At 61.2% G+C, this 19,846-nt stretch carries 17 protein-coding genes; 12 read left to right on the plus strand and 5 right to left on the minus strand.

All coding sequences use genetic code 11. From position 1 onward, the window contains the following. Positions 1-102 precede the first annotated feature (102 nt). Positions 103-699: a hypothetical protein gene (locus JDW18_RS21905; RefSeq protein ID WP_218241685.1), complete on the minus strand. Its 597-nt coding sequence runs from the start codon at positions 697-699 to the stop codon at positions 103-105. Between the two features lie 211 nt (positions 700-910). Here JDW18_RS21905 and JDW18_RS21910 point away from each other — a divergent pair, with 211 nt between their 5' ends. The 4 genes from JDW18_RS21910 to JDW18_RS21925 all read left to right on the plus strand — a co-directional run bounded on the left by JDW18_RS21910 (position 911) and on the right by JDW18_RS21925 (position 6,286). Next, positions 911-3,445: a penicillin-binding protein 1A gene (locus JDW18_RS21910; protein ID WP_425514757.1), complete on the plus strand. Its 2,535-nt coding sequence runs from the start codon at positions 911-913 to the stop codon at positions 3,443-3,445. Between the two features lie 159 nt (positions 3,446-3,604). Continuing rightward, positions 3,605-5,095, plus strand: coding sequence for a sodium/proline symporter PutP (putP, locus tag JDW18_RS21915; protein WP_218241686.1), 1,491 nt, complete (start codon positions 3,605-3,607; stop codon positions 5,093-5,095). Positions 5,096-5,325: 230 nt separating this feature from the next. Then, positions 5,326-5,751, plus strand: coding sequence for a guanyl-specific ribonuclease (locus JDW18_RS21920; RefSeq protein ID WP_218241687.1), 426 nt, complete (start codon positions 5,326-5,328; stop codon positions 5,749-5,751). Between the two features lie 109 nt (positions 5,752-5,860). Further along, positions 5,861-6,286: a barstar family protein gene (locus tag JDW18_RS21925; protein ID WP_218241688.1), complete on the plus strand. Its 426-nt coding sequence runs from the start codon at positions 5,861-5,863 to the stop codon at positions 6,284-6,286. Positions 6,287-6,355: 69 nt separating this feature from the next. Here JDW18_RS21925 and JDW18_RS21930 read toward each other — a convergent pair whose 3' ends face one another. Then, positions 6,356-7,048 carry a TerC family protein gene (locus tag JDW18_RS21930; protein ID WP_218241689.1) on the minus strand — a complete coding sequence of 231 codons (693 nt, stop codon included), beginning with the start codon at positions 7,046-7,048 and terminating at the stop codon, positions 6,356-6,358. A 278-nt stretch (positions 7,049-7,326) separates the two neighbouring features. Between JDW18_RS21930 and JDW18_RS21935 the strand changes: the two genes are divergently transcribed. From JDW18_RS21935 to JDW18_RS21945, 3 genes are read left to right on the plus strand one after another with little or no spacing between them, the layout of a single operon-like run. Next, positions 7,327-8,016 (plus strand): LuxR C-terminal-related transcriptional regulator, encoded by a 690-nt coding sequence (locus JDW18_RS21935; RefSeq protein WP_218241690.1) that lies wholly within the window; start codon positions 7,327-7,329, stop codon positions 8,014-8,016. A 5-nt stretch (positions 8,017-8,021) separates the two neighbouring features. Continuing rightward, positions 8,022-9,959, plus strand: coding sequence for a sensor histidine kinase (locus JDW18_RS21940; RefSeq protein WP_218241691.1), 1,938 nt, complete (start codon positions 8,022-8,024; stop codon positions 9,957-9,959). Positions 9,960-10,017: 58 nt separating this feature from the next. Continuing rightward, positions 10,018-11,226, plus strand: a complete 1,209-nt coding sequence (locus JDW18_RS21945) for a transcriptional regulator (protein WP_218241692.1) — start codon at positions 10,018-10,020, stop codon at positions 11,224-11,226. A gap of 4 nt (positions 11,227-11,230) precedes the next feature. Here JDW18_RS21945 and mnmA read toward each other — a convergent pair whose 3' ends face one another. Then, a complete protein-coding gene (gene mnmA, locus JDW18_RS21950; protein ID WP_218241693.1) occupies positions 11,231-12,361 on the minus strand; it encodes a tRNA 2-thiouridine(34) synthase MnmA in 1,131 nt (376 codons plus the stop codon). A 54-nt stretch (positions 12,362-12,415) separates the two neighbouring features. Between mnmA and JDW18_RS21955 the strand changes: the two genes are divergently transcribed. The 5 genes from JDW18_RS21955 (at position 12,416) to JDW18_RS21975 (ending at position 18,201) form a co-directional block, all read left to right on the plus strand. Further along, positions 12,416-13,351 carry a LysR family transcriptional regulator gene (locus tag JDW18_RS21955; RefSeq protein ID WP_218241694.1) on the plus strand — a complete coding sequence of 312 codons (936 nt, stop codon included), beginning with the start codon at positions 12,416-12,418 and terminating at the stop codon, positions 13,349-13,351. 81 nt (positions 13,352-13,432) lie between these two features. Further along, a complete protein-coding gene (locus JDW18_RS21960; RefSeq protein ID WP_246610172.1) occupies positions 13,433-14,290 on the plus strand; it encodes a protein NO VEIN domain-containing protein in 858 nt (285 codons plus the stop codon). 206 nt (positions 14,291-14,496) lie between these two features. Then, positions 14,497-15,936: an FAD-dependent tricarballylate dehydrogenase TcuA gene (gene tcuA, locus JDW18_RS21965; protein ID WP_218241695.1), complete on the plus strand. Its 1,440-nt coding sequence runs from the start codon at positions 14,497-14,499 to the stop codon at positions 15,934-15,936. After that, positions 15,937-17,154, plus strand: coding sequence for a tricarballylate utilization 4Fe-4S protein TcuB (gene tcuB / locus JDW18_RS21970; protein ID WP_218241696.1), 1,218 nt, complete (start codon positions 15,937-15,939; stop codon positions 17,152-17,154). Positions 17,155-17,217: 63 nt separating this feature from the next. Next, entirely contained in the window at positions 17,218-18,201 is a 984-nt protein-coding gene (locus JDW18_RS21975; protein WP_218241697.1) for a Bug family tripartite tricarboxylate transporter substrate binding protein, read from the plus strand. Positions 18,202-18,319: 118 nt separating this feature from the next. On the opposite strand, the gene JDW18_RS21980 is transcribed toward JDW18_RS21975, so the two are convergent. Together JDW18_RS21980 and JDW18_RS21985 are read right to left on the minus strand one after the other, a co-directional pair. Next, positions 18,320-19,219, minus strand: coding sequence for a DMT family transporter (locus tag JDW18_RS21980; protein ID WP_218241698.1), 900 nt, complete (start codon positions 19,217-19,219; stop codon positions 18,320-18,322). Positions 19,220-19,278: 59 nt separating this feature from the next. Next, on the minus strand, positions 19,279-19,836 hold the full coding sequence (locus JDW18_RS21985) for an NUDIX hydrolase (protein WP_218241699.1): 558 nt from the start codon (positions 19,834-19,836) through the stop codon (positions 19,279-19,281). Between the last annotated feature and the right edge of the window lie 10 nt (positions 19,837-19,846).

Below are 19,846 nucleotides of genomic sequence, written 5' to 3' on the forward strand. Positions count from 1 at the left end.
TTCGCCCTGCGGGGCTGCCAAAGAAAAAGCCGGACCGTTGAAGGCCCGGCTTTTCGCTTTGTGCAGTTGCCGTATTTCTTTATTTTGCTAAGCGCTGCGCTTTTATTGAATGCAGCTGCCCTGATTCGTTTCCAGCTGGGTCTTGGACCACAGGTAGATTTTGTCCAGATTTTCGGTCTGCGCATTGGCGCTGACGGGCAGCAGGCCTGCCAGCGGTTTGCAGTCTTCACGCGTTTCAGCGGGGGCAATCAGCGCAGCCTTTGGCTGAAAGACGAAGGTGGACGGTTTTTTATCCTGCAGATGGTTGATCTTCACCACCAGCTGGCCTTTTTGCAGGCGCCAGGTACCGGTGCGGGTGAAGGGCTTGCTGTCGTCGCCCGCCGATTCCACCCAGCTGACCTTGCCGTTCCTCAGAAAGTGCAGCACCAGCGGGCTGCGGCCTTCGGTCCAGGTGGCGTAGCTCTGGGGCACAAACTTGGCGGCGCTGGCCTTGCGGTTGGCTTCGGCAATTTCCAGCTTGCGCTGCGCCTGGGCCTGCTCGGCACGGGCTTCGGCTTCACGCTGGGCCTGCGCAGCGTTGGCGGCGCTTTGTGCGGCGGCCTGCTGGTTTACGGCCTGTCGGGGTGTCGTGTCGCAGGCACTGAGCGCCAGGGCGGCCGCCAGCGTCAGGGCCACGGAGGCGGAAGTCTGGAAATTCATCAATTTCTCCATTGAAGTATCGTCAAATGATAGTGTTTGGCTATTAAAAAGTCGATTTTGCATTGGCTTTTTTGCAACCATGTGCTCGCTCGTTCTGCAAATACCGGGGCTGGAACCATAGAAAAGAAGCGGCCCTGATGCACTGCGCCTTTTTTTTGGGCATTCTTCGCAGTCTTGCCTCTATGCGGCCTTTGAATGACCGCCTTGCAACGTGCGTTTGTCCTTTCAAGAACTCCAAGAAAAATGTGTCACGCAGGCCAAAGCGCTGTGGCTGCGCTGGCGTGCGTCTGCGCTGGGCCAGAAGGTCGCGGCACTGCCCTGGTGGCATCGCTGGCCCACACGCCGCGAATGGCTGCGCGTGCTGGTGGCCCTGCCCGTGCTGTTTGTGCTGTATGTGCTGCTGCTGATTCCGTTCACGCCCAGCATCAGCGATCTGCGCAAAGCCAAGCTGGAGCAGCCCGCGCAGATCATGAGCGCCGATGGCAAGCTGATTGGAGAGTTCAAGCGCAGCAACCGCCAGTGGGTGCCGCTGGAGCAGATTTCGCCGTCGGTGGTCAAGGCGCTGGTGGCCACGGAAGACCACCGCTTCTATAAGCACCATGGCATGGATTTCACGCGCACGCTGGGCTCGGTGGTGCATACCGCCATGGGCAACCCGCAGGGCGGCTCCACCATCACCCAGCAGCTGGCGCGCAACCTCTACCCCACAGAAATTGGCCGCGCCCGCAATATCAACCGCAAGCTCAAGGAAGCGATCACGGCCTTCAAGATCGAGGCGCTCTATACCAAGGACGAGATTCTTGAGACCTATCTGAACACCGTTCCCTTCCTCTACAACGCCTATGGCATTGAGATGGCGGCGCGCACGTATTTCGACAAGCCCGCCGCCAAGCTGACGGTGCTGGAGAGCGCCACGCTGGTGGGCATGCTCAAGGGCAATGCCTACTACAACCCCGTCATCAACCCCGAGCGCGCCATTTCCCGGCGCAACACGGTGCTGAGCCAGATGGTCAAGCGCGGCGAACTCAAGGACGATGAGTTTGAGCGCCTGAAAAAGCGCCCCATGCGTCTGGACTTCGAGCGCCAGGAAGAGCCCGTGGGCATGGCCCCGCACTTTGCGCAGCAGCTGCGCAAATGGCTGATTACCTGGGCAGACAAGAACGACTACAACATCTACACCGACGGTCTGGTGGTGCGCACCACCATTGATTCACGGCTGCAGAACTGGGCGCAGCAATCAGTGAACCGCCAGATGCGCACGCTGCAGAACATTGCCAGCACCAACTGGAGCCACCGCGATGGCTGGAGCGCCGAGAACGATCTGGTGCTGCAACTGGTGCGCGAAACGCCCACCTACCGCAAGCTGGTGCAGACGGGCGGCCTGAGTGCCGAAGACGCCCTCAAGAAGCTGCTGGCCGACAAGGCTTTCATGAAAGACCTGCGCGACGACAAGACCCGCGTGCAGGCAGGGTTCCTGGCCATGGACCCGCGCAACTCGGCCGTGCTAGCCTGGGTGGGCAGCCGCGACTATGCGCAGGATGCGTTTGACCACGTAGCCCAAGCCCGCCGCCAGCCCGGCTCCACCTTCAAGCCCTTTGTCTATGGCGCGGCGCTGCAAAAAGGCGCCCAGCCCGAAGACACACGCAAGGATGAAGAGGTCGAGATCAAGCTGCCCGGCGGTGAAATCTGGCGCCCTACCGATGCCGTGGACCCCACTGGCGTGCCCATGACGCTGACCGATGCGCTGGCCTATTCCAAGAACACCGTCACTGCCGAAGTGATGCAGGAAGTGGGCGTGGACCGCGTCATCAAGCTGGCGCGTGCGCTGGGCGTGCGCCAGAGCCCTCTGGAGGCCGTGCCTTCGCTGGCACTGGGCTCCAGCCCCGTCACGCTGCTGGAGATGGTCAACGCCTATGGAAGCATTGCCAACTCCGGCCGCTACACCCCGCCGCAGCTGGTCACCCGCATCGAAAATGCCGATGGTCAGGTGCTGGCTGAGTTCAGCCCCCCCAAGCCCGATGAAGCCTGGGACGAGGAGCACAACTACAAGCTGCTGGAGATGATGCGCGCCGTGATCGACAAGGGCACGGGCCGCGCCATCCGCAAGCAATATGGCATTCGCGCCGATGTGGCTGGCAAGACGGGCACAACACAGGGCAATGCCGATGGCTGGTTCATCCTCATGCACCCGCAGATCGTGGTGGGCGCCTGGGCGGGCTTCAACGATTCGCGCATCACCCTCAAGAGCGACCAGTGGGGTCAGGGCTCGCGCAGCGCCCTGCCCATGGTGGGCGACTTCATGTCCCGCGCACTGCACAGCCCCCTGCTCAATGCCAAGGCCAGCTTTGCCGAGCCCAATACCCGCCACTGGTGGAGTGATCTGGTGGACCGCCTGCGTGACAAGGTTCAGCAATGGGGCAGTGATGACAGCGACAGCAGCGCCCCCGCCCATGAAGGCCAGCATCAGGCCCCTGCAGCAACGCCCCACGCCCCCGGCACCGCGCCAGCCAGCCCCGAGGGCAATGACTCGGACATCACCGAGTCCACACCGGCCTTGCCTGCCAGCCCAGCCCAGCAGCCCGACAGCGGCGCTCCTGCTTCCGGCGCTGACAGCAGCCCTGGCCTGGCCCCGGCAGAGCCTCAGCCCGCAGCGCCAGCGCGCACGCCTGCGCCTGCCAGCTGGAGCGATGTGGGCACGCCGCTGCCCCCCGCCGCCCCGCTGAACACGCCGCCAGACACCCCCTGAGCAACGGCTTTCAGCCATATAAGCCACTGGGCCGTTGAATAACTGGTCCAATACCAGCCTGCCGCCAGTGATCTCCCAACCCGGAGTGAACTGGCGCATTTGTTTGCGCACACATGCCATCCGCATGTCCTGCGCCGTTTGCGCCGACCCGGAGCCGATATGACCGCCAACACGCCCACCATCGTCACTTTTGCCATCTACCTGCTGGGCATGTTCCTCATCGGCTGGATGGGCTACAGGGCCACCTCCAGCCTGTCTGACTACATTCTGGGCGGACGCAGCCTGGGCCCGGTCGTGACCGCCCTGTCTGCCGGGGCATCTGACATGAGCGGCTGGCTGCTCATGGGCCTGCCCGGCGCGGTGTTCACGCAGGGGCTGTCGGCCTCGTGGATTGCCATTGGCCTGTGCATAGGCGCATGGATGAACTGGCGCTTTGTGGCGGCGCGCCTGCGCCTCTACACCGAGAAGGTGGGCAATGCGCTGACGCTGCCCGACTACTTCACCAACCGCTTTGAAGACAAAAGCAGCCTGCTGCGCATCGTCACCGCACTGGTGATTCTGGTGTTCTTCACCATCTATTGCGCCTCTGGCGTGGTGGCCGGTGCCCGTTTGTTCGAGAGCATGTTTGGCATGGACTACCACACGGCCTTGTGGGTAGGCGCCGTAGCCACCATGGCTTATGTGTTCATTGGCGGCTTCCTGGCCGTGAGCTGGACGGACACCATTCAGGCCTCGCTGATGATTACCGCGCTGATTCTGGCGCCGCTGATGGTGATCTATGCCGACGGCGGCATTGGCGCCAGCACCGCCATCATCGAAACCGCACGCAGCGGTGCTTTTGACATGTTCAAGGGCCAGACTCCGATTGCCGTGATCTCGCTGCTGGCCTGGGGCTTGGGCTATTTCGGCCAGCCCCACATTCTGGTGCGCTTCATGGCCGCCGAGTCCATCCAGACCATTCCCAATGCCCGCCGTATCGGCATGACATGGATGGTGCTGTGCCTGGGCGGTGCCGTGGCCGTGGGCTTTTTCGGCATTGCCTTCTTCAGCACCCGTCCGGACATTGCTGCCGGCGTGAACGCCAATTCCGAAAACGTCTTCCTGGAAGTGGCCAAGCTGCTGTTCAACCCCTGGATCAGCGGCGTGCTGCTGGCCGCCGTGCTGGCGGCGGTGATGAGCACGCTGTCGTGCCAGCTGCTGGTGTGCTCCAGCGCGCTGACGCAGGACATCTACAAAACCTTTCTGAACAAGAAAGCCAGCCAGCAGCAACTGGTGTGGTTTGGCCGTGCCATGGTGTTTGTGATTGCCGTGATCGCCATCATCATTGCCCAGGACCCCAACGCCAAAGTGCTGGGCATGGTCAGCAACGCCTGGGCGGGCTTTGGCGCCGCCTTTGGCCCGCTGGTGCTGCTGTCGGTGCTGTGGCCCCGCATGACACGCAACGGCGCACTGGCCGGCATGATTACCGGCGCGCTCACCGTGCTGGTCTGGCAGCATTTTCAGTGGTTCAAACTCTATGAAATCATTCCAGGGTTTGCGTTCTCTGCTATCGCAATCGTAGTGGCCAGCCTGCTGGACAAAAAACCTTCCGCCTCCATGCAGGCCATTCACCAGCAGGTGGATGCCGAGATTGCTGCACACGGTGAATAAAGCGCTACGGCCTTAACCCCCGGCATCACTTCGCCCCTCAAAACCCCAGCCGCACACGGTGCCGCTGGGGTTTTTCATATCGGCAGGCCATATCGTCATGAAAGCCGAGCCAGTGAATAGCCACTCCGCGATTGCACAAAAATAAGGCAACCTTGCAATTTCCGGGCCTATCCGTCAAACTCACGGGTCGAAATTTCAGGTATTCCCTGAGATTCTGAAAGGTTTAGTGAATGCTCAAGGCCACAGCAGCCAAGGTGTACAGAACAGGTCTAGCACTTGTGCTGGGCGCCGCTTTCTCGCTGGCATCCTCATCGGCTTTGGCGCGCAAAGCGCCCGAAGCGGGTGTTGCTGTCCCTGGCTTCGAAACGATTGCCCTGTCCGATCTGCCGCGTGACGGTCGCTCCACCTATGCACGAATACTGCAAGGCGGCCCCTTCACCAGCGACAAAGACGGCTCGGTCTTCGGCAACCGCGAGCGCATACTGCCTCGTCAGGCCCGTGGCTACTACCGCGAATACACCGTGCGTACCCCCGGAGCCCGTAACCGTGGGGCAAAGCGCATCGTCTGCGGTGGCCTGCAACCCCAAACCCCGGATGCATGCTTCTACACCGGCGATCACTACAACAGCTTCCAACAGATCGTCGAAGACAAATGAGCTTTGCAGGCCATCCTCACAGAGACACAGCGAATCGCGCCGATGACCTACAGCGTCGTCAGCGACGCTTCTGCCAACCCAATTGATGTTTTTAGAAAGAATCACGGAGATGGACACGCCACTTCGTAAACCTAACGAGACGCCTCTGCGCAATGTTCGCACCAATATCGTGCAGTCCATACGCGCTCACCGAATCCAGGACCTGCAGACTGCTGCAGAGACTCTGGGCTCCCACTTCCTCTATGCCAATCTGGCCCATGCCCAGACCAAGGCTGACATCTTCGAGCTGCTGTCCACGCAGTTCCATCTGCCCGCGCACTTTGGCAAGAACTGGGATGCGCTCTATGACTGCCTGACCGACCCCATCAGCAAGGCAGGCCCGCAACCCGGCTTTATTGTGGTGCTGGACCAGATTCCCACCACACCCAAGTTCGACAAGGAAATTCGCGAGCAGTTGCTGGATGTATTCCGCGACACCGCAGATTTCTGGGCTGAACGCAAAATCTCTTTCCGCTGCTTCTACTCTTTCCTGTAATCAGCGCCAGCAGCGCCCAGACAAAACGCCCGCGAAATGCGGGCGTTTTTCGTTGGAGGCGCAATACGCTCAGGCGCTGGCCAGGCGTCTTTCACTGCGCATCTGCAGCCACTTGCCAACCCCGACCACCAGCACCGCGCCCACAGCAGCCGCCACGTAATGCAGCCAGGGCATGGCCTGCACCGTGGCTTCCATCACATGGTCGCTGGTGATGGTTTCACCGGCCACCCAGCCAATCAGCGCAGCGCCCAGGGTCACAATGACAGGGAAGCGCTCCATCAGCTTGATCATCAGCGTAGAGCCGAAAATCACCAGCGGAATGCTGATGGCCAAGCCCAGAATCAGCAGCAGCATATTGCCGCCTGCCGCCGCCGCCACCGCGATGACGTTGTCCAGGCTCATGACCAGATCGGCCAGCAAGATGGTGCGAATTGCGGCCATCATGCCCTGCTTTGCCACATTGCCAGAGTCTTCCTCTTCGGCCTCGCCCTTGAGCAGGCCCACACCAATCCACAGCAGCAGCACGCCGCCAATCACCTCGACGAACGGCAGCTGCATCAGCTTGGCGGCAACCACGGTCAGCGCGATACGCAACACCACTGCTGCGCCAGAGCCGAACATGATGGCTTTCTTCTGCTGCTGGGCAGGCAGGCCACGGGCCGCCAGCGCGATCACCACCGCGTTGTCTCCCGAAAGAATGATGTTGATCCAGACGATTTTGAGCAGGCCGATCCAGAAATCAGCACCCAGCAAGGCATCCATGGCGAACAATCCTGAACAATGAGTCCGTCACCGGCTGGACGGACAAACGCCAGACGGCAAAAGGCCTAGCGTTATGAATGCAACAAAGTTTAGTCCTTCAAGCCACTCGCGCGATGTCGGCGTATTACTGCCGCCAGCATGGGAATTGGGCCTTGTTCCGCTATCAAAATAACAATTGATTGCGATGCGCATGCAAATTACCAATTTTCAGTGATGTGCAATCTCTGCAATCTTGTTCACAGTTGTACTGTGTAACATTTGCGGAGCACTGTCAGAACATGAATAACTTTCCTCCACTGCCCGCCGAATCGATTCTTCCCAGTCCACTGCTGGTTGTGGAGGATGAACCTTTAATTCGCAAACGGATAGAAGGCATTCTGCGCAGCCTGGGATATACGGATGAAGCTCTCATTTTTACTTCGTCCATTGCGCAGACCCATGCCCGTCTGCAAGAGCACCCGGTGGCAATGGCGCTGGTGGACCTGGGCCTGCCTGATGGCAGCGGCATCGACCTGATTGCGGAACTGCGCGCCGCAGACCCTGGCATGGGCATTCTGGTGATTTCCGCCTGGAGCACCGAAGACGCCATCCTCGCGGCCTTGCGAGCAGGCGCCAATGGCTATGTCCTCAAGGAGCGTGACGATCTGGAAGTCACGCTGTCCATTCGCAGCGTGCTGCGCGGCGGCGCGCCCATCGACCCCTTTATTGCGCGGCGCATCATTGCGGAGTTGCAGCCCTCCACGCCAGCCGCACTGAAAGAGCTGCCGCCCGAGAGCGCTCTCAGCGTTCGAGAGGTACAGATTCTCAAGCTGGTGGCCGATGGCATGACCAATCGGGAAATCGCCGAGTCGCTGTTTCTGTCGCGCTACACGGTGGAGTGCCATATCAAGAACATCTACCGCAAGCTCTCGGTACCGTCACGCACCAAAGCCGTCATCGAAGCACGAGCGCGCGGCCTGCTGCCCTGAACCGTATGCGCCAGCCGCTTTCCGCCTCCATCTGTCTGCGTCTGCTGGCGATGTTCTGGCTGCTGGCATGCTCGGCAATTACAGCCCATGCGCAGGAAGCCACCAGCTGCCAGCCGCAGATCCTGAAAATTCAAGTCGCCAAGGCCGATGCACAGGGCCCCATTCCTGAAGGGCAGGCTCTGGACTGGAGCCCTGTGCCAAAGCTCAATGACTACTGGCGCAACCGCTGGCCTGGCTATGTGGGCGCCGCCTGGTACCGGATTGACTGGCAACAACCCTGCGACAAGCAGCCAACGGCCCTGTTTCTTCATTCCATGATCATGGCTGGCGAGGTCTATGCCGGTCAGGACGCGCTCTGGCGCGACAAGTACCTGAGCGAACCCCTGAGCCGCAGCTGGAACATGCCCCAGTACTGGCTGCTGCCACAAACCAGCCTGCAAGCGGGCACGCATCAGATCTGGATTCGCATTCACGGCCGTGCCGATGACAGTGCTGGGCTGGGACCGGTTTACATTGGAGACCCCAAAAAGCTGATGGATCTCTTTGAGCAGGCAATGTGGGATCACCGCACCATGCTCTACATCAGCCTGATGGTTGCGCTCGTCATGTCGGTGCTGTTTGGCTTTGCCTGGCTGCAAAACCGCCCTCAGACAACACTGGGCTGGTATGCCACTACCAATATGTTCTGGGCCTTGCTGATGGCCAGTGCACTGACCATCAGCGCCTGGCCTCTGCCTTCATCGCTGGCCTATGCGCGGGCAGGCGCGGTACTGTTCATCGGTTTTGCTACCAGTTACTGCATTTTTGTTGTTCGATTTGGCGATTTGCGCCTTCCTCGCCTGGAAAGAATGCTATGGGTTTTTTCAGGCACAGCGCTTGCACTCCATGTGTTCGCACCAGTTTCCTGGCGGACCATAGCCATAGCCATTGCCACCCATGCCATTCATGCGCTGCTGATCGTCGTCATCAGCCTGTGGTTTCCCTTCCATGCCTGGCGCACACGCAAGCCCGAGCATCTGATGTTTGCCACCTGCATTCCCTTTGTCTTGCTCCCCGGCCTTCATGACCTGCTGTCGGTCAATGGCCTCATCGGGCCATCCATCTCGCTGCAGCCTTACTCCGTCCCCATCACGACGATTGCACTGGCGCTGGTGCTGGGCCGACAGCTGGCCCTGAATATCCGGCGCATCGAGCAGTTCAATGTCGAGCTGACCGAAAGCGTCTCCCGCGCCTGTGATGACCTGAGCCTGACGCTGGAGCGCGAGCACTCTCTGGCCCTGCGCCACAGCTTGCTGCAAGAGCGCATGCAAATCTCTCATGACCTGCATGACAGCCTGGGCGGCTCTCTGGTGCGCTCGATTGCCTATGTCGAGCAGTCGCGCGCGCCCCTGCCCAATACCCAGGTGCTGTCCATGCTCAAGCTCATGCGCGACGACCTGCGCCAGATGATTGACAACGGAGCCAGCATCACCCTGCAGGTTCCTGAAACCCCCGCCCAGTGGATTGCCCCGATACGCCACCGCTTCAGCCTGCTGTTTGAAGAGCTGGAACTGCAGGCCAGCTGGGTGCTGCCGCCCATCTGGATCACCTGCCCCAGCCCCATTCAGTGCCTGACGCTGACCCGGGTGCTGGAAGAGGCGCTGACCAATGTCATCAAACACAGCCGTGCCCGGCGCGTCTGCGTCTTTCTGGAGCAGCCCTCGCCCCAGGAATTGACGCTGCGCATCACCGACGACGGCGTAGGCTTTGATGTGCACAGCACCCAGGCCAATGGCATGGGCGTGGGCATGCGCAGCATGCAAGCCCGGGTGGAGCGCATCAACGGCACGCTGACGGTAGAGTCTTCCACCGGTACCACCGTGCTGCTGGCCCGCTTGCTGCTGAGTGAACGAACAGGAGCGTCCGCAGAAACGCCGTCGGGCTCGATGCCGCTGCAGCCATAGGCACGACTCACATCTCACATAACATAGCCCTCTGCAAAAGAAGCCAGGGAGCTTAAATATGGGCATTGTGATCGACGGGGTGCTGCACGAAGATGGCCGCTTTCCCCTGCCGCTGACGGCAGGCAAGCCCCATACGCTGACCACCAGCCCTGGCGTAGGCCGCCTCTCGCTGGGCCCGCGTGCCATGGGCAAGAAAGTTGATTTGTGGGTGGAGGCGGATGAACCCATTCACTGGCCCTGCTTTGATCCCTTCGCCACCATGGCGGGCTCGCCCTGGCCGCGCCATATCGACTATCACGGCAATGACAGCGGCTTCTTTGCCTGGTCAGCCCAGCGCGACATCGAAGGCTTTACCTGGAAGCCCGCGCTGCCCCATGACGTCGAGGTAGATGCCAGCCTGTCCCGCATTGATGCGCTGTCACTGCACCTGCCTGCAGATGCTGCGGGCAATCTGCATATTCGCTTGCCCAGCACACCGCCGGGCAGAGTGCCGCGACTGGGTCTGCATGGTTCGCTGCACAAAGCGCAATTCAGCGGCGGCCTGCCGCAATACCTGAGCCTGAGCCCAGCCACCAGCAAGCGCAGCAGCGATGCGCCGCTGCAACTGCCCGACATGGGTGCGCTGCAGCAGGTTCAGCACCTGGAGCTGGGCAACGGCGCGGGCAAGCAGCCGATTTCGCTGCGCGGGCTGCGGCAGTTCCAGCAGCTCACCTCGCTATCGCTCTGGGGCCATTGTGTGGATCTGGAGGAGCTGGTGGCCCTGCAGGGGCTGACGTCTTTGCAACTGCGCTTCATGCCACAGCTCAGCGGCCTGCCAGCACTCGACAGCTGGCCCGCACTGGAAAGCTTTATCGCCTACAACGTGGAAGAAGCCACCGGCAAACGCCTGCGCCAGCAAATGAAGGCGCGTGAGAAACAGCGTGCCTGGGGCGGCTACAGCTCTGTCACCCAGCTGCGCAAACCCGAATGGTGGGCCAAGGAATATGGCCGCCCATTTGCAGGCTGGCCCGCCACCCGCGCCAAGCTGGCCCATGCGGCTTATGACGCGGTAGAGCTGGCTTTGCGCTCTGCCACCCAGCGCCAGCAGGCGCAGGCAGCGATTGAGGCATTTACCGTGCGCTTCAACAGCGTCAAAGGCATTGAAACCACCGAGCGCGAAGACCTGGGAGAAGCCGTGTGGCAGCTGGCGCAACGGCCCGAGGCGCAGGCGCTGGGCGTGACCGAAGAGCTGGCCCAGCAGTGGTTTGATGCGGTGAGGGACTATTGAGAAATTACTGAGCCGCTTCCGGATCCACCTGGGCAATGATGCCGCCGCCCAGACACACATCGCCGTCGTACAAAACGGCCGACTGGCCGGGCGTGACTGCCCATTGCGCTTCGGGGAAATCCAGACGGAAGCCTGCCTCCGTCGCCTGCGAAATCAGCGCTGGTGAATCCGGCTGGCGGTAGCGGGTCTTGGAGCCGTACTGCGTGCCCTCGGCAGGTGCATGGCCAGCCACCCAGCTGATCTGGTCGGCCACCAGCGCGTGCGACAGCAACATGGGGTGATCGTGCCCCTGCACTACGCGCAGAATGTTCTTGTCCATTTCCTTGGCCGCGACAAACCATGGAGCATGGTCGCCCGCGCCGCGCGCCGCACCTTTTTCCTTCACGCCGCCAATGCCCAGGCCGGAGCGCTGACCCAGCGTGTAAAACGACAGCCCCACATGCTTGCCCAGCTTGCGGTTGCGGTCGTCCAGAATCGGGCCCGGCTCCTTGCTGATGTAGCGGTTCAGGAAGTCGCGGAAGGGCCGCTCGCCAATAAAGCAGATGCCGGTCGAGTCTTTTTTCTTGGCGTTGGGCAGGCCAATTTCTTCGGCAATGCGGCGCACATCGGTCTTGCGCAGCTCGCCCACGGGGAACATGGCCTTGGACAGCTGCGCCTGGTTCAGGCGGTGCAGAAAATAGCTCTGGTCCTTGCTGTTATCCAGCCCCTTGAGCAGCTCGAACAGCTGCGTCTCGGGGTTCTGGCGCACGCGCGCATAGTGGCCGGTGGCAATCTTGTCGGCCCCCAGGCGCATAGCGTGGTCCAGAAAGGCCTTGAACTTGATCTCGGCGTTGCACAGCACATCCGGGTTGGGTGTGCGGCCGGCCTGGTACTCGCGCAGAAACTCGGCAAAGACGCGGTCTTTGTAATCGGCGGCGAAGTTGACATGCTCGATCTCGATGCCGATCACATCGGCCACAGCGGCAGCGTCCACAAAATCGATATTGGACGAGCAAAACTCGCTGTCATCGTCATCTTCCCAGTTCTTCATGAAGATGCCGACGACCTCGTGGCCTTGCTGTTTGAGAAGGTGGGCCGTCACAGCGGAATCCACACCGCCCGACAAACCCACCACGACACGGTGCTTGTTGCTCATAGGTGTGCGATTATCCCAGCGCCCGCTTTGCTGCTGCGGGCGTGAGGATTTGCCATGGAACTGCGCCAGCTGCGCTACTTTGTACGGATTGTTGAACTGGGCTCCATGAGCCGCGCCGCGCTGGACCTGGACATGGTGCAGTCCGCACTCAGCCAGCAGATCAGCCGGCTGGAGTCGGAACTCTCCACCCGGCTGCTGCAGCGCACACCACGCGGCGTCCTCCCCACGGAGGCGGGTCAGGCCTTTTTTCACGAGGCCCAGCTCACCCTGCGCCATGCCACGCAAGCCATTCACGCTGCCCAGCAGGCGCGGCTGTCGGGTGCCGTCAGCATGGGGCTCTCGCCCACCATCGCCAACGTGCTGGGCCTGCCACTGATGCGCGCCATGCGCGAGCGCTACCCCGATGTGCGCCTGCACATGGTGTCGGCGCTTTCAGGGCATTTAACGAGTCTTCTCAACGCCAGACAATTGGATCTAGCTATTCTTTTTGACACCAATAGCGCCCGCCGCTGGAGCGTGATGCCGCTGCTGGAAGAAAAACTGTTCCTCATCCAGTCGCGCCGCCAGCCGGTAGCCGCGCAGATACCGCACGACACGCCCATCCGCCTGGCGCAGCTGCAGCAGGTGCCGCTCATCCTGCCCTCGGGCAGTCACGGCCTGCGCAGCTCCATCATGACCTCATTCACCAGTGCAGGCTTTCAGTCGCAAATGGCCATGGAAATCGACTCCCTGCCGCTGCTGATGGAAGCGGTAGACGCGGGCATGGGTGCTACCGTCCAACCCTGGTCTGCCGTGGGCATGTACCGCGACGCCACAGAGCGCTTTCAGTGGTCGCAGATCGCCGACGAATCCGTGCGGCGCAAAGCCGCGCTGTGCAGCTTGTCTGACGATGAACTTTCCCCTGCTGCGCTAGCTGCACGGGTGGTGTTGATGGATTGCGCGCGGCAGTTGGTAAAGTCAGGGGGATGGGTAGGGGCTGCGCTGGTGTAGGGTCTAGAGAAACCAGCGGATGTTGGGAATGCCAGCGTAGGCACGCTGCCAGTACGGCACACAGCCTGGCAAGATAGCGGCATGGTGCAAATCAATCAAAACAGCGACTGGACGAGCCAAGAAATCACCACCATTGTTCGCTCTTATCTCGATATGCTGTCGTTGGAATTGGCTGGGCAGCGGTATAGCAAAACGGATTTCCGTAACTTGCTGCTTGAACAACTTCAGGGCAAACGATCCAAAGGCTCCATAGAGTTCAAACACTGCAATATCAGCGCAGCGATGAAATTGCTTGGATACCCGTCGATTCAAGGCTACAAACCGCGATCTAATTTTCAGAAAGACTTGCTGGACGAAGTCATCCGGCAGATCGCTACATACCCTTCTTTAGATCAGATTGTTGAGTCTGCTGTGATGCAACCAGCGCAAATGCCATTGCTACTCAGTTTCGACAATGTTCCCCAGCAAGCACCCCAAAAAAGTCACCGTGTCGCAGAACCGTTGGCCCAATATGTCGCGGGACATCCTTCAAAGCGCGACTTTCTGGCGCAAGAAGCACGCAATCAATCTTTAGGCTTGGCTGGCGAGCGCTTTGTCATCGCTTATGAATGCTGGAAGCTGGAGCAACACGGTTTGCATAATTTGGCGAATAAAGTTGAGCATGTCTCGCAAACGCAAGGAGATGGCCTTGGATTTGATGTGCGCTCTTTCGACTTGGATGGCCACGAACAGTTAATTGAAGTGAAGACCACCACCTTTGCCAAGGAAACCCCATTTTTCTTGAGCCACAACGAACTAAAAGTGTCTCAGGCAGAGAGCCAAAAGTACCATCTTCGCCGTGTGTACAGCTTTCGCGCTCAACCCCGCTTCTTCACATTGCAAGGCGACATTGCCCAGCACTGTTGCCTTGACCCGGTGACTTACCGCGCCAGCTTCTAAAAGCTGTCGACCTAGCAAACATCACAAATCGTGATACCCCCATCCCCTCACCCCGCTGCACGGGTGAGGCGGCGCTCTCTACAGTGAGGTTCAACACTTGCCCACTTTCCCTGATGCACTCTGAAAAGAGTGTTTTTCGGGATCAGAGGCAAGACAAGATTCACCCACGTTGAACCGCCATGGGCCTGCGCGCATGGCAGCCCATCATGAAAACTGAAGCCTTTGACACCGATGTACTCGTCATCGGTGGTGGCAATGCGGCCCTGTGCGCCGCACTCATGGCACGCGAAGCGGGCAGCCGCGTGCTGCTGCTTGAATCCGCGCCCCGCGAGTGGCGCGGCGGCAATTCCGGCCACACCCGCAATCTGCGCTGCATGCACGATGCGCCGCAGGATGTGCTGGTCGAAGCCTATCCCGAAGAAGAGTACTGGCAGGACTTGCTCAAAGTCACCGGCGGCATCACCAACGAGCATCTGGCCCGCATGGTGATCCGCGCCTCCTCCACCTGCCGCAACTGGATGCGCAAGCACGGCGTGCACTTTCAGCCGCCGCTGTCGGGCGCGTTGCATGTGGCACGCACCAATGCCTTTTTCATGGGCGGCGGCAAGGCGCTGGTGAATGCGTATTACCGCAGTGCCGAGAAACTGGGCGTGGAAATTCGCTACGAATCACCCGTGGACCATATTGAAATCGACAACGGTCGGTTTTTGGCCGCCTGGGTCAAGGGCCAGCGCATCACCGCCAAAAGCTGCGTGCTGGCTGCAGGCGGCTTTGAATCCAACCGCGAATGGCTGCGTGAGGCCTGGGGCCAGAACGAGCGCGGCGAATGGCCTTCGGACAACTTTCTGATCCGTGGCACAGCTTTCAACAAGGGCGTGCTGCTGCGCCATATGCTCGACGAGCAGGGCGCAGACAGCATTGGCGACCCCACACAGGCCCACATGGTGGCGATTGACGCCCGCGCCCCGCTGTATGACGGCGGTATCTGCACCCGCATCGATTGCGTGTCGCTGGGCGTGGTGGTCAACCGCGAGGCCAAGCGCTTTTACGACGAAGGCGAAGATTTCTGGCCCAAGCGCTATGCCATCTGGGGCCGCCTGGTGGCCCAGCAGCCGGGGCAGATTGCCTATTCGATCATCGACAGCAAGGCCATTGGCCGCTTTATGCCGCCGGTGTTCCCTGGTGTGAAGGCCGATTCGCTGCCCGAGCTGGCGCAGAAGCTGGGCCTGGATGTGGACACCTTTATGCAGACCCTGAATGCCTACAACGGCAACTGCAAGGTGGGCCACTTTGACCACACGGCGCTGGACGACTGCCATACCGAAGGCGTGACTCCCGCCAAAACCCACTGGGCACGCCCGCTGGATACCGGGCCGTTCTATGGCTATGCGCTGCGCCCCGGCGTGACGTTTACCTATCTGGGCCTGAAGGTGGACGACACCGCCGCCGTGCGTTTTAACGACCAGCCCAGCCAGAACCTGTTTGTGGCGGGCGAAATGATGGCCGGCAATGTGCTGGGCAAGGGCTACACCGCGGGTGTGGGCATGTCGATTGGCACGGCGTTTGGCCGGATTGCCGGGCGCAATGCGGCGCTGGCGGCCGCTGGTAAAGCCGCTATCCACGGCGCAGTAAAAGACGAGGTCTGAATGAGCATCCAATCCCTGCAAGAACTGGGCAAGGAAGCCCAGACCCTGGCCACCGGCATCACGGGCAAAGTCATCCCCATCATCCCTGCACCCACGGAAACAGCGGCCGAGGGCGAAGTAGCCCGCGTAATGCAGATCTGCAATGCCTGCCGCTATTGCGAAGGCTTTTGCGCCGTGTTCCCGGCCATGACGCGCCGCCTGGAGTTCGGCAAGGCCGATGTGCACTATCTGGCCAATCTCTGCCACAACTGCGGCGCCTGCCTGCACGCCTGCCAGTACGCGCCGCCACATGAATTTGCCATCAACATCCCCAAGGCCATGGCCGAGGTGCGCGGCCAAACCTATGCCGACTACGCCTGGCCGCCTGCAATGGGCAAGCTGTATCAGAAAAATGGCCTGACGCTGTCTCTAGCACTGGTGGCGGGCCTGTTTATCTTCCTCGCGCTGGCTGTGGCCATGCAGGGCGGGCTGGGCCAGTTGTGGAACAGCAATCTGGGCAACAACTTCTACAACCTGTTCCCGCACAACCTGCTGGTCAGCATTTTTGCGCCGGTGTTTCTGTTCGTGGTGTTTGCGCTGTTCATGGGCGTGCGTCGCTTCTGGAAGGACGTCAAACCCGCTACCAGCAATGTGGATGTGAGCGGCCCGGCCGCTGCCGAAGCCACGCACGACGTGCTGCGTCTGAAGTATCTGGATGGTGGCCACGGTGACGGCTGCCACAACGAGGACGACGAGTACACCTTGAAGCGCCGCCGTTTCCACCACTTCACCTTCTACGGCTTCATGCTGTGCTTTGCGGCCACGGCACTGGCCACGGTGTACCACTACGTCTTCAACCTGCCTGCGCCGTATGAGCTGCCAAGCCTGCCCAAGATTCTGGGCGCTCTGGGTGGCGTGAGTCTGATGATCGGCACTGCTGGCTTGTGGCACCTGAACCGCACCCGCCATCCGCTGCATGGCGATGCCAAGCAAAAGCCCATGGACCTGGGTTTTATCGCCCTGCTGTTTGTGGTGGCTGCCAGCGGCCTGGCGCTGTGGCTGGGCCGGGGCACGCCTGCCCTTGCGCTGCTGCTGTGCCTGCATCTGGGCGCGGTGATTGCCCTGTTTGCCACCTTGCCCTACGGCAAGTTTGCCCACGGCGTGTTCCGCACGGCCTCGCTGCTGCGCCACAACGCCGAAAAGCGCGAACCCAGCCCCATCGGCCTGGGCGCTGATTAAACCAGCCGACCCCGGGCTGAAAGACCCGGGGCGAATCAAAACATCCTCACAAGGAGACATCCCATGATGAATAAACGCCATTTCCTGCGCGCCACTGCCGTGGCTGCATCCCTGCTGAGCCTGGGCTCTGCGGCGCTTGCTGCACCCGACTGGCTGCCCAACAAGCCCGTCACGCTGGTCGTGGGCTTTGCCGCTGGTGGCGCTGCCGATGCGGCTGCGCGCCTGATTGCCAAGAAGCTGGGCGAGAACATCGGCCAGACCGTGGTTGTGGACAACAAGGGCGGCGCGGGCGGCAACATCGCCCACCAGTTTGTGGCCAAGGCACCTGCTGACGGCACCGTGCTGCTGTTCGGCTCGGTCGGCCCGCTGACGATTGCGCCCCACATCATGAAGGTGGGCTACAACCCCTTCACCGATCTGGCACCCATCTCTGGCGGTGTGAATTTCCCCAATGTGCTGGTCGTGCACAAGGGCGCGGGCGTAAAGACGCTGGCCGAATTTGTGGCCAAGGCCAAGAAGGCGCCTGGCAGCGTGGATTACGCATCGACTGGTGCAGGCTCGGCCTCGCATCTGGCCGGTGAGCTGTTCAACCAGCGCGCAGGCGTGGAGATGGTGCATGTGCCCTACAAGGGCGGCGCCCCAGCGCTGCAGGACTTGCTGGGCGAGCGCGTGACTTCGTACTTTGCCGCGCCACCCACGGCGCTGCCGCACATCGAGACCGGCAAGCTGATTCCGCTGGCCACCACCGGCCTGACGCGCCCGGCCTATATGCCCAATATTCCCACCGTGGCAGAAGCGGGCTACCCCGGCTTTGAAGCGCTGAACTGGTACGCCTTTGTCGCCCCCGGCAAGACACCCGCACCCGTGCTGGACCGCTGGAACGCCGAGATCACCAAGGTGCTTAAGGACGCAGGTGTGGCAGAAGCCCTCAAGCAGCACGGCCTGACACCCCAGCCCACAACCCGCCCGGAATTTGCCGCCTTCATGAAGAAGGAATACGACCAGTGGGGCAAGGTGGTCAAGGAGCGCAAGATCAGCTCCAACTAAGCCCTTGGTTTCAGGTTTCGAGAAACTCCAAACTTCTCTTCTTTCAGGACTGCTCAGGCAGTCCTTTTTTCATAGCTGGAAGCGCTTTACCTATAAGCGAAGCAGTCATATTGGATGCTTATTTTTTAGCCGCAGGGCGCAGCACCATCCACAGCGACAGCGCAATCAGGCCACCGCCCGCTGCATGGGCCAGACTCAGCGGCTCGCCCAGCAGCAGCCAGCCCCAGAGCACGGCAAACACTGGCACGATAAATGTCACCGTGAGCGCTTTCTGCGGACCCTCATCGGCAATCAGACGGAAATACAGCACATAGGCCAGCGCGGTGCTCAGCAAGCCCAGCAGCGCCACATTGCCCCAGGCCAGCAGGGGTGCGGCCTGCAATTGCGCCAGACTTTGCGGCTGCAGCAGCACATCGACCAGCAAGGCAGGCAGCAACACCAGCAGCGCACCCAGCTGGCTGATGAATACGGCGGCTCGCATATCCACCGGCGCATTAGCCCCAGCCAGTTTCAAGGTCAGAAAGCTGGAAAACGCATAGCAGACCGTGGCCACAAAGCAGGCGGCCATGCCGCCCAGCACGGCAGGCGTGATGTGCAGCGGCCCCGCCTGCGCCAGCACTGCCACGCCGCAGATGCCCAGCAACACCGCCGCCACACGCGCCGGGGTAATGCCCTCGGCAAACACCAGCGCGCCCACCACTGTGGCCACCAGTGGCGTGGTGGCGTTGAAGATGGCGCTATAGCCCGAAGGCAGCACCTGCGCCGCCAGCGAGTACATCAGAAAGGGAATGCCGGAGTTGATGACGCCCAGACCCAGCAGAGGCCACAGATAGCGCCCCAGCCGTGGCCGGTAGCCCATGGCGAACAATGCCGCGCCCAGCCCCAGCGTAGAAAACAGGCCGCGCCCCACGGCGGTGGGCACCGCGCCCAGATGCGGCACCGCCACACGCATGAACAAAAAGCTGCCGCCCCAAAGGGCGGCCAGTGCAATCAGTCGAATCAGGCTGGACAGCGGCATGACTGGGCATTGTGCACAGCCGCTGGCTGCGTGCCTGTCACAGCTGCTTTATTCAGCACTCAGTGAATCTGCGCCAGCACGTCGTCCAGCGTGGCTCCGGCGTGCTTGGGCACGGCAGGCGTGGGCTGGGGTGGGCGGAAGATGCTGGCATCCGCATGGACCATGCCCAGATCATGGCGCTGCCCCGCCAGATAGTCACCAATCGACTCCAGCACGATGGGGCTGCGGTGCAGATGGGCCGTGGCCTTGAGCTCGTCCAGCGTCAGCCAGACGGCGCGCACAATGCCCTCATCCAGATGGCAGTGCGCGTGGTGCAGGCCCAGCTCGCCCGTGAAGGCAAAGCGCAGGTAGGTGATGTCGTCGCCCGTGCGGGTGCGCACAAAGCGATTCATGTAGATGCCGACCAGCGCCGTGGGCGTGAAGCTGTAGGCGGTCTCTTCCATGACCTCGCGCACGCAGGCGTCGATGGGTGTCTCGGCAGGGTCCAGATGGCCGGCTGGCGTATTCAGACGCAGTCCATCCGCCGTGCTTTCTTCGACCAGCAAAAAGCGGCCATCGCGCTCGATGATGGCCGAGACTGTCACATTGGGTTTCCAGCGATTGGGCATGGGCGGCATTATCCTTGCC

The sequence above is a fragment of the Comamonas fluminis genome (genome assembly GCF_019186805.1).
Lineage (GTDB): Bacteria > Pseudomonadota > Gammaproteobacteria > Burkholderiales > Burkholderiaceae_C > Comamonas > Comamonas fluminis.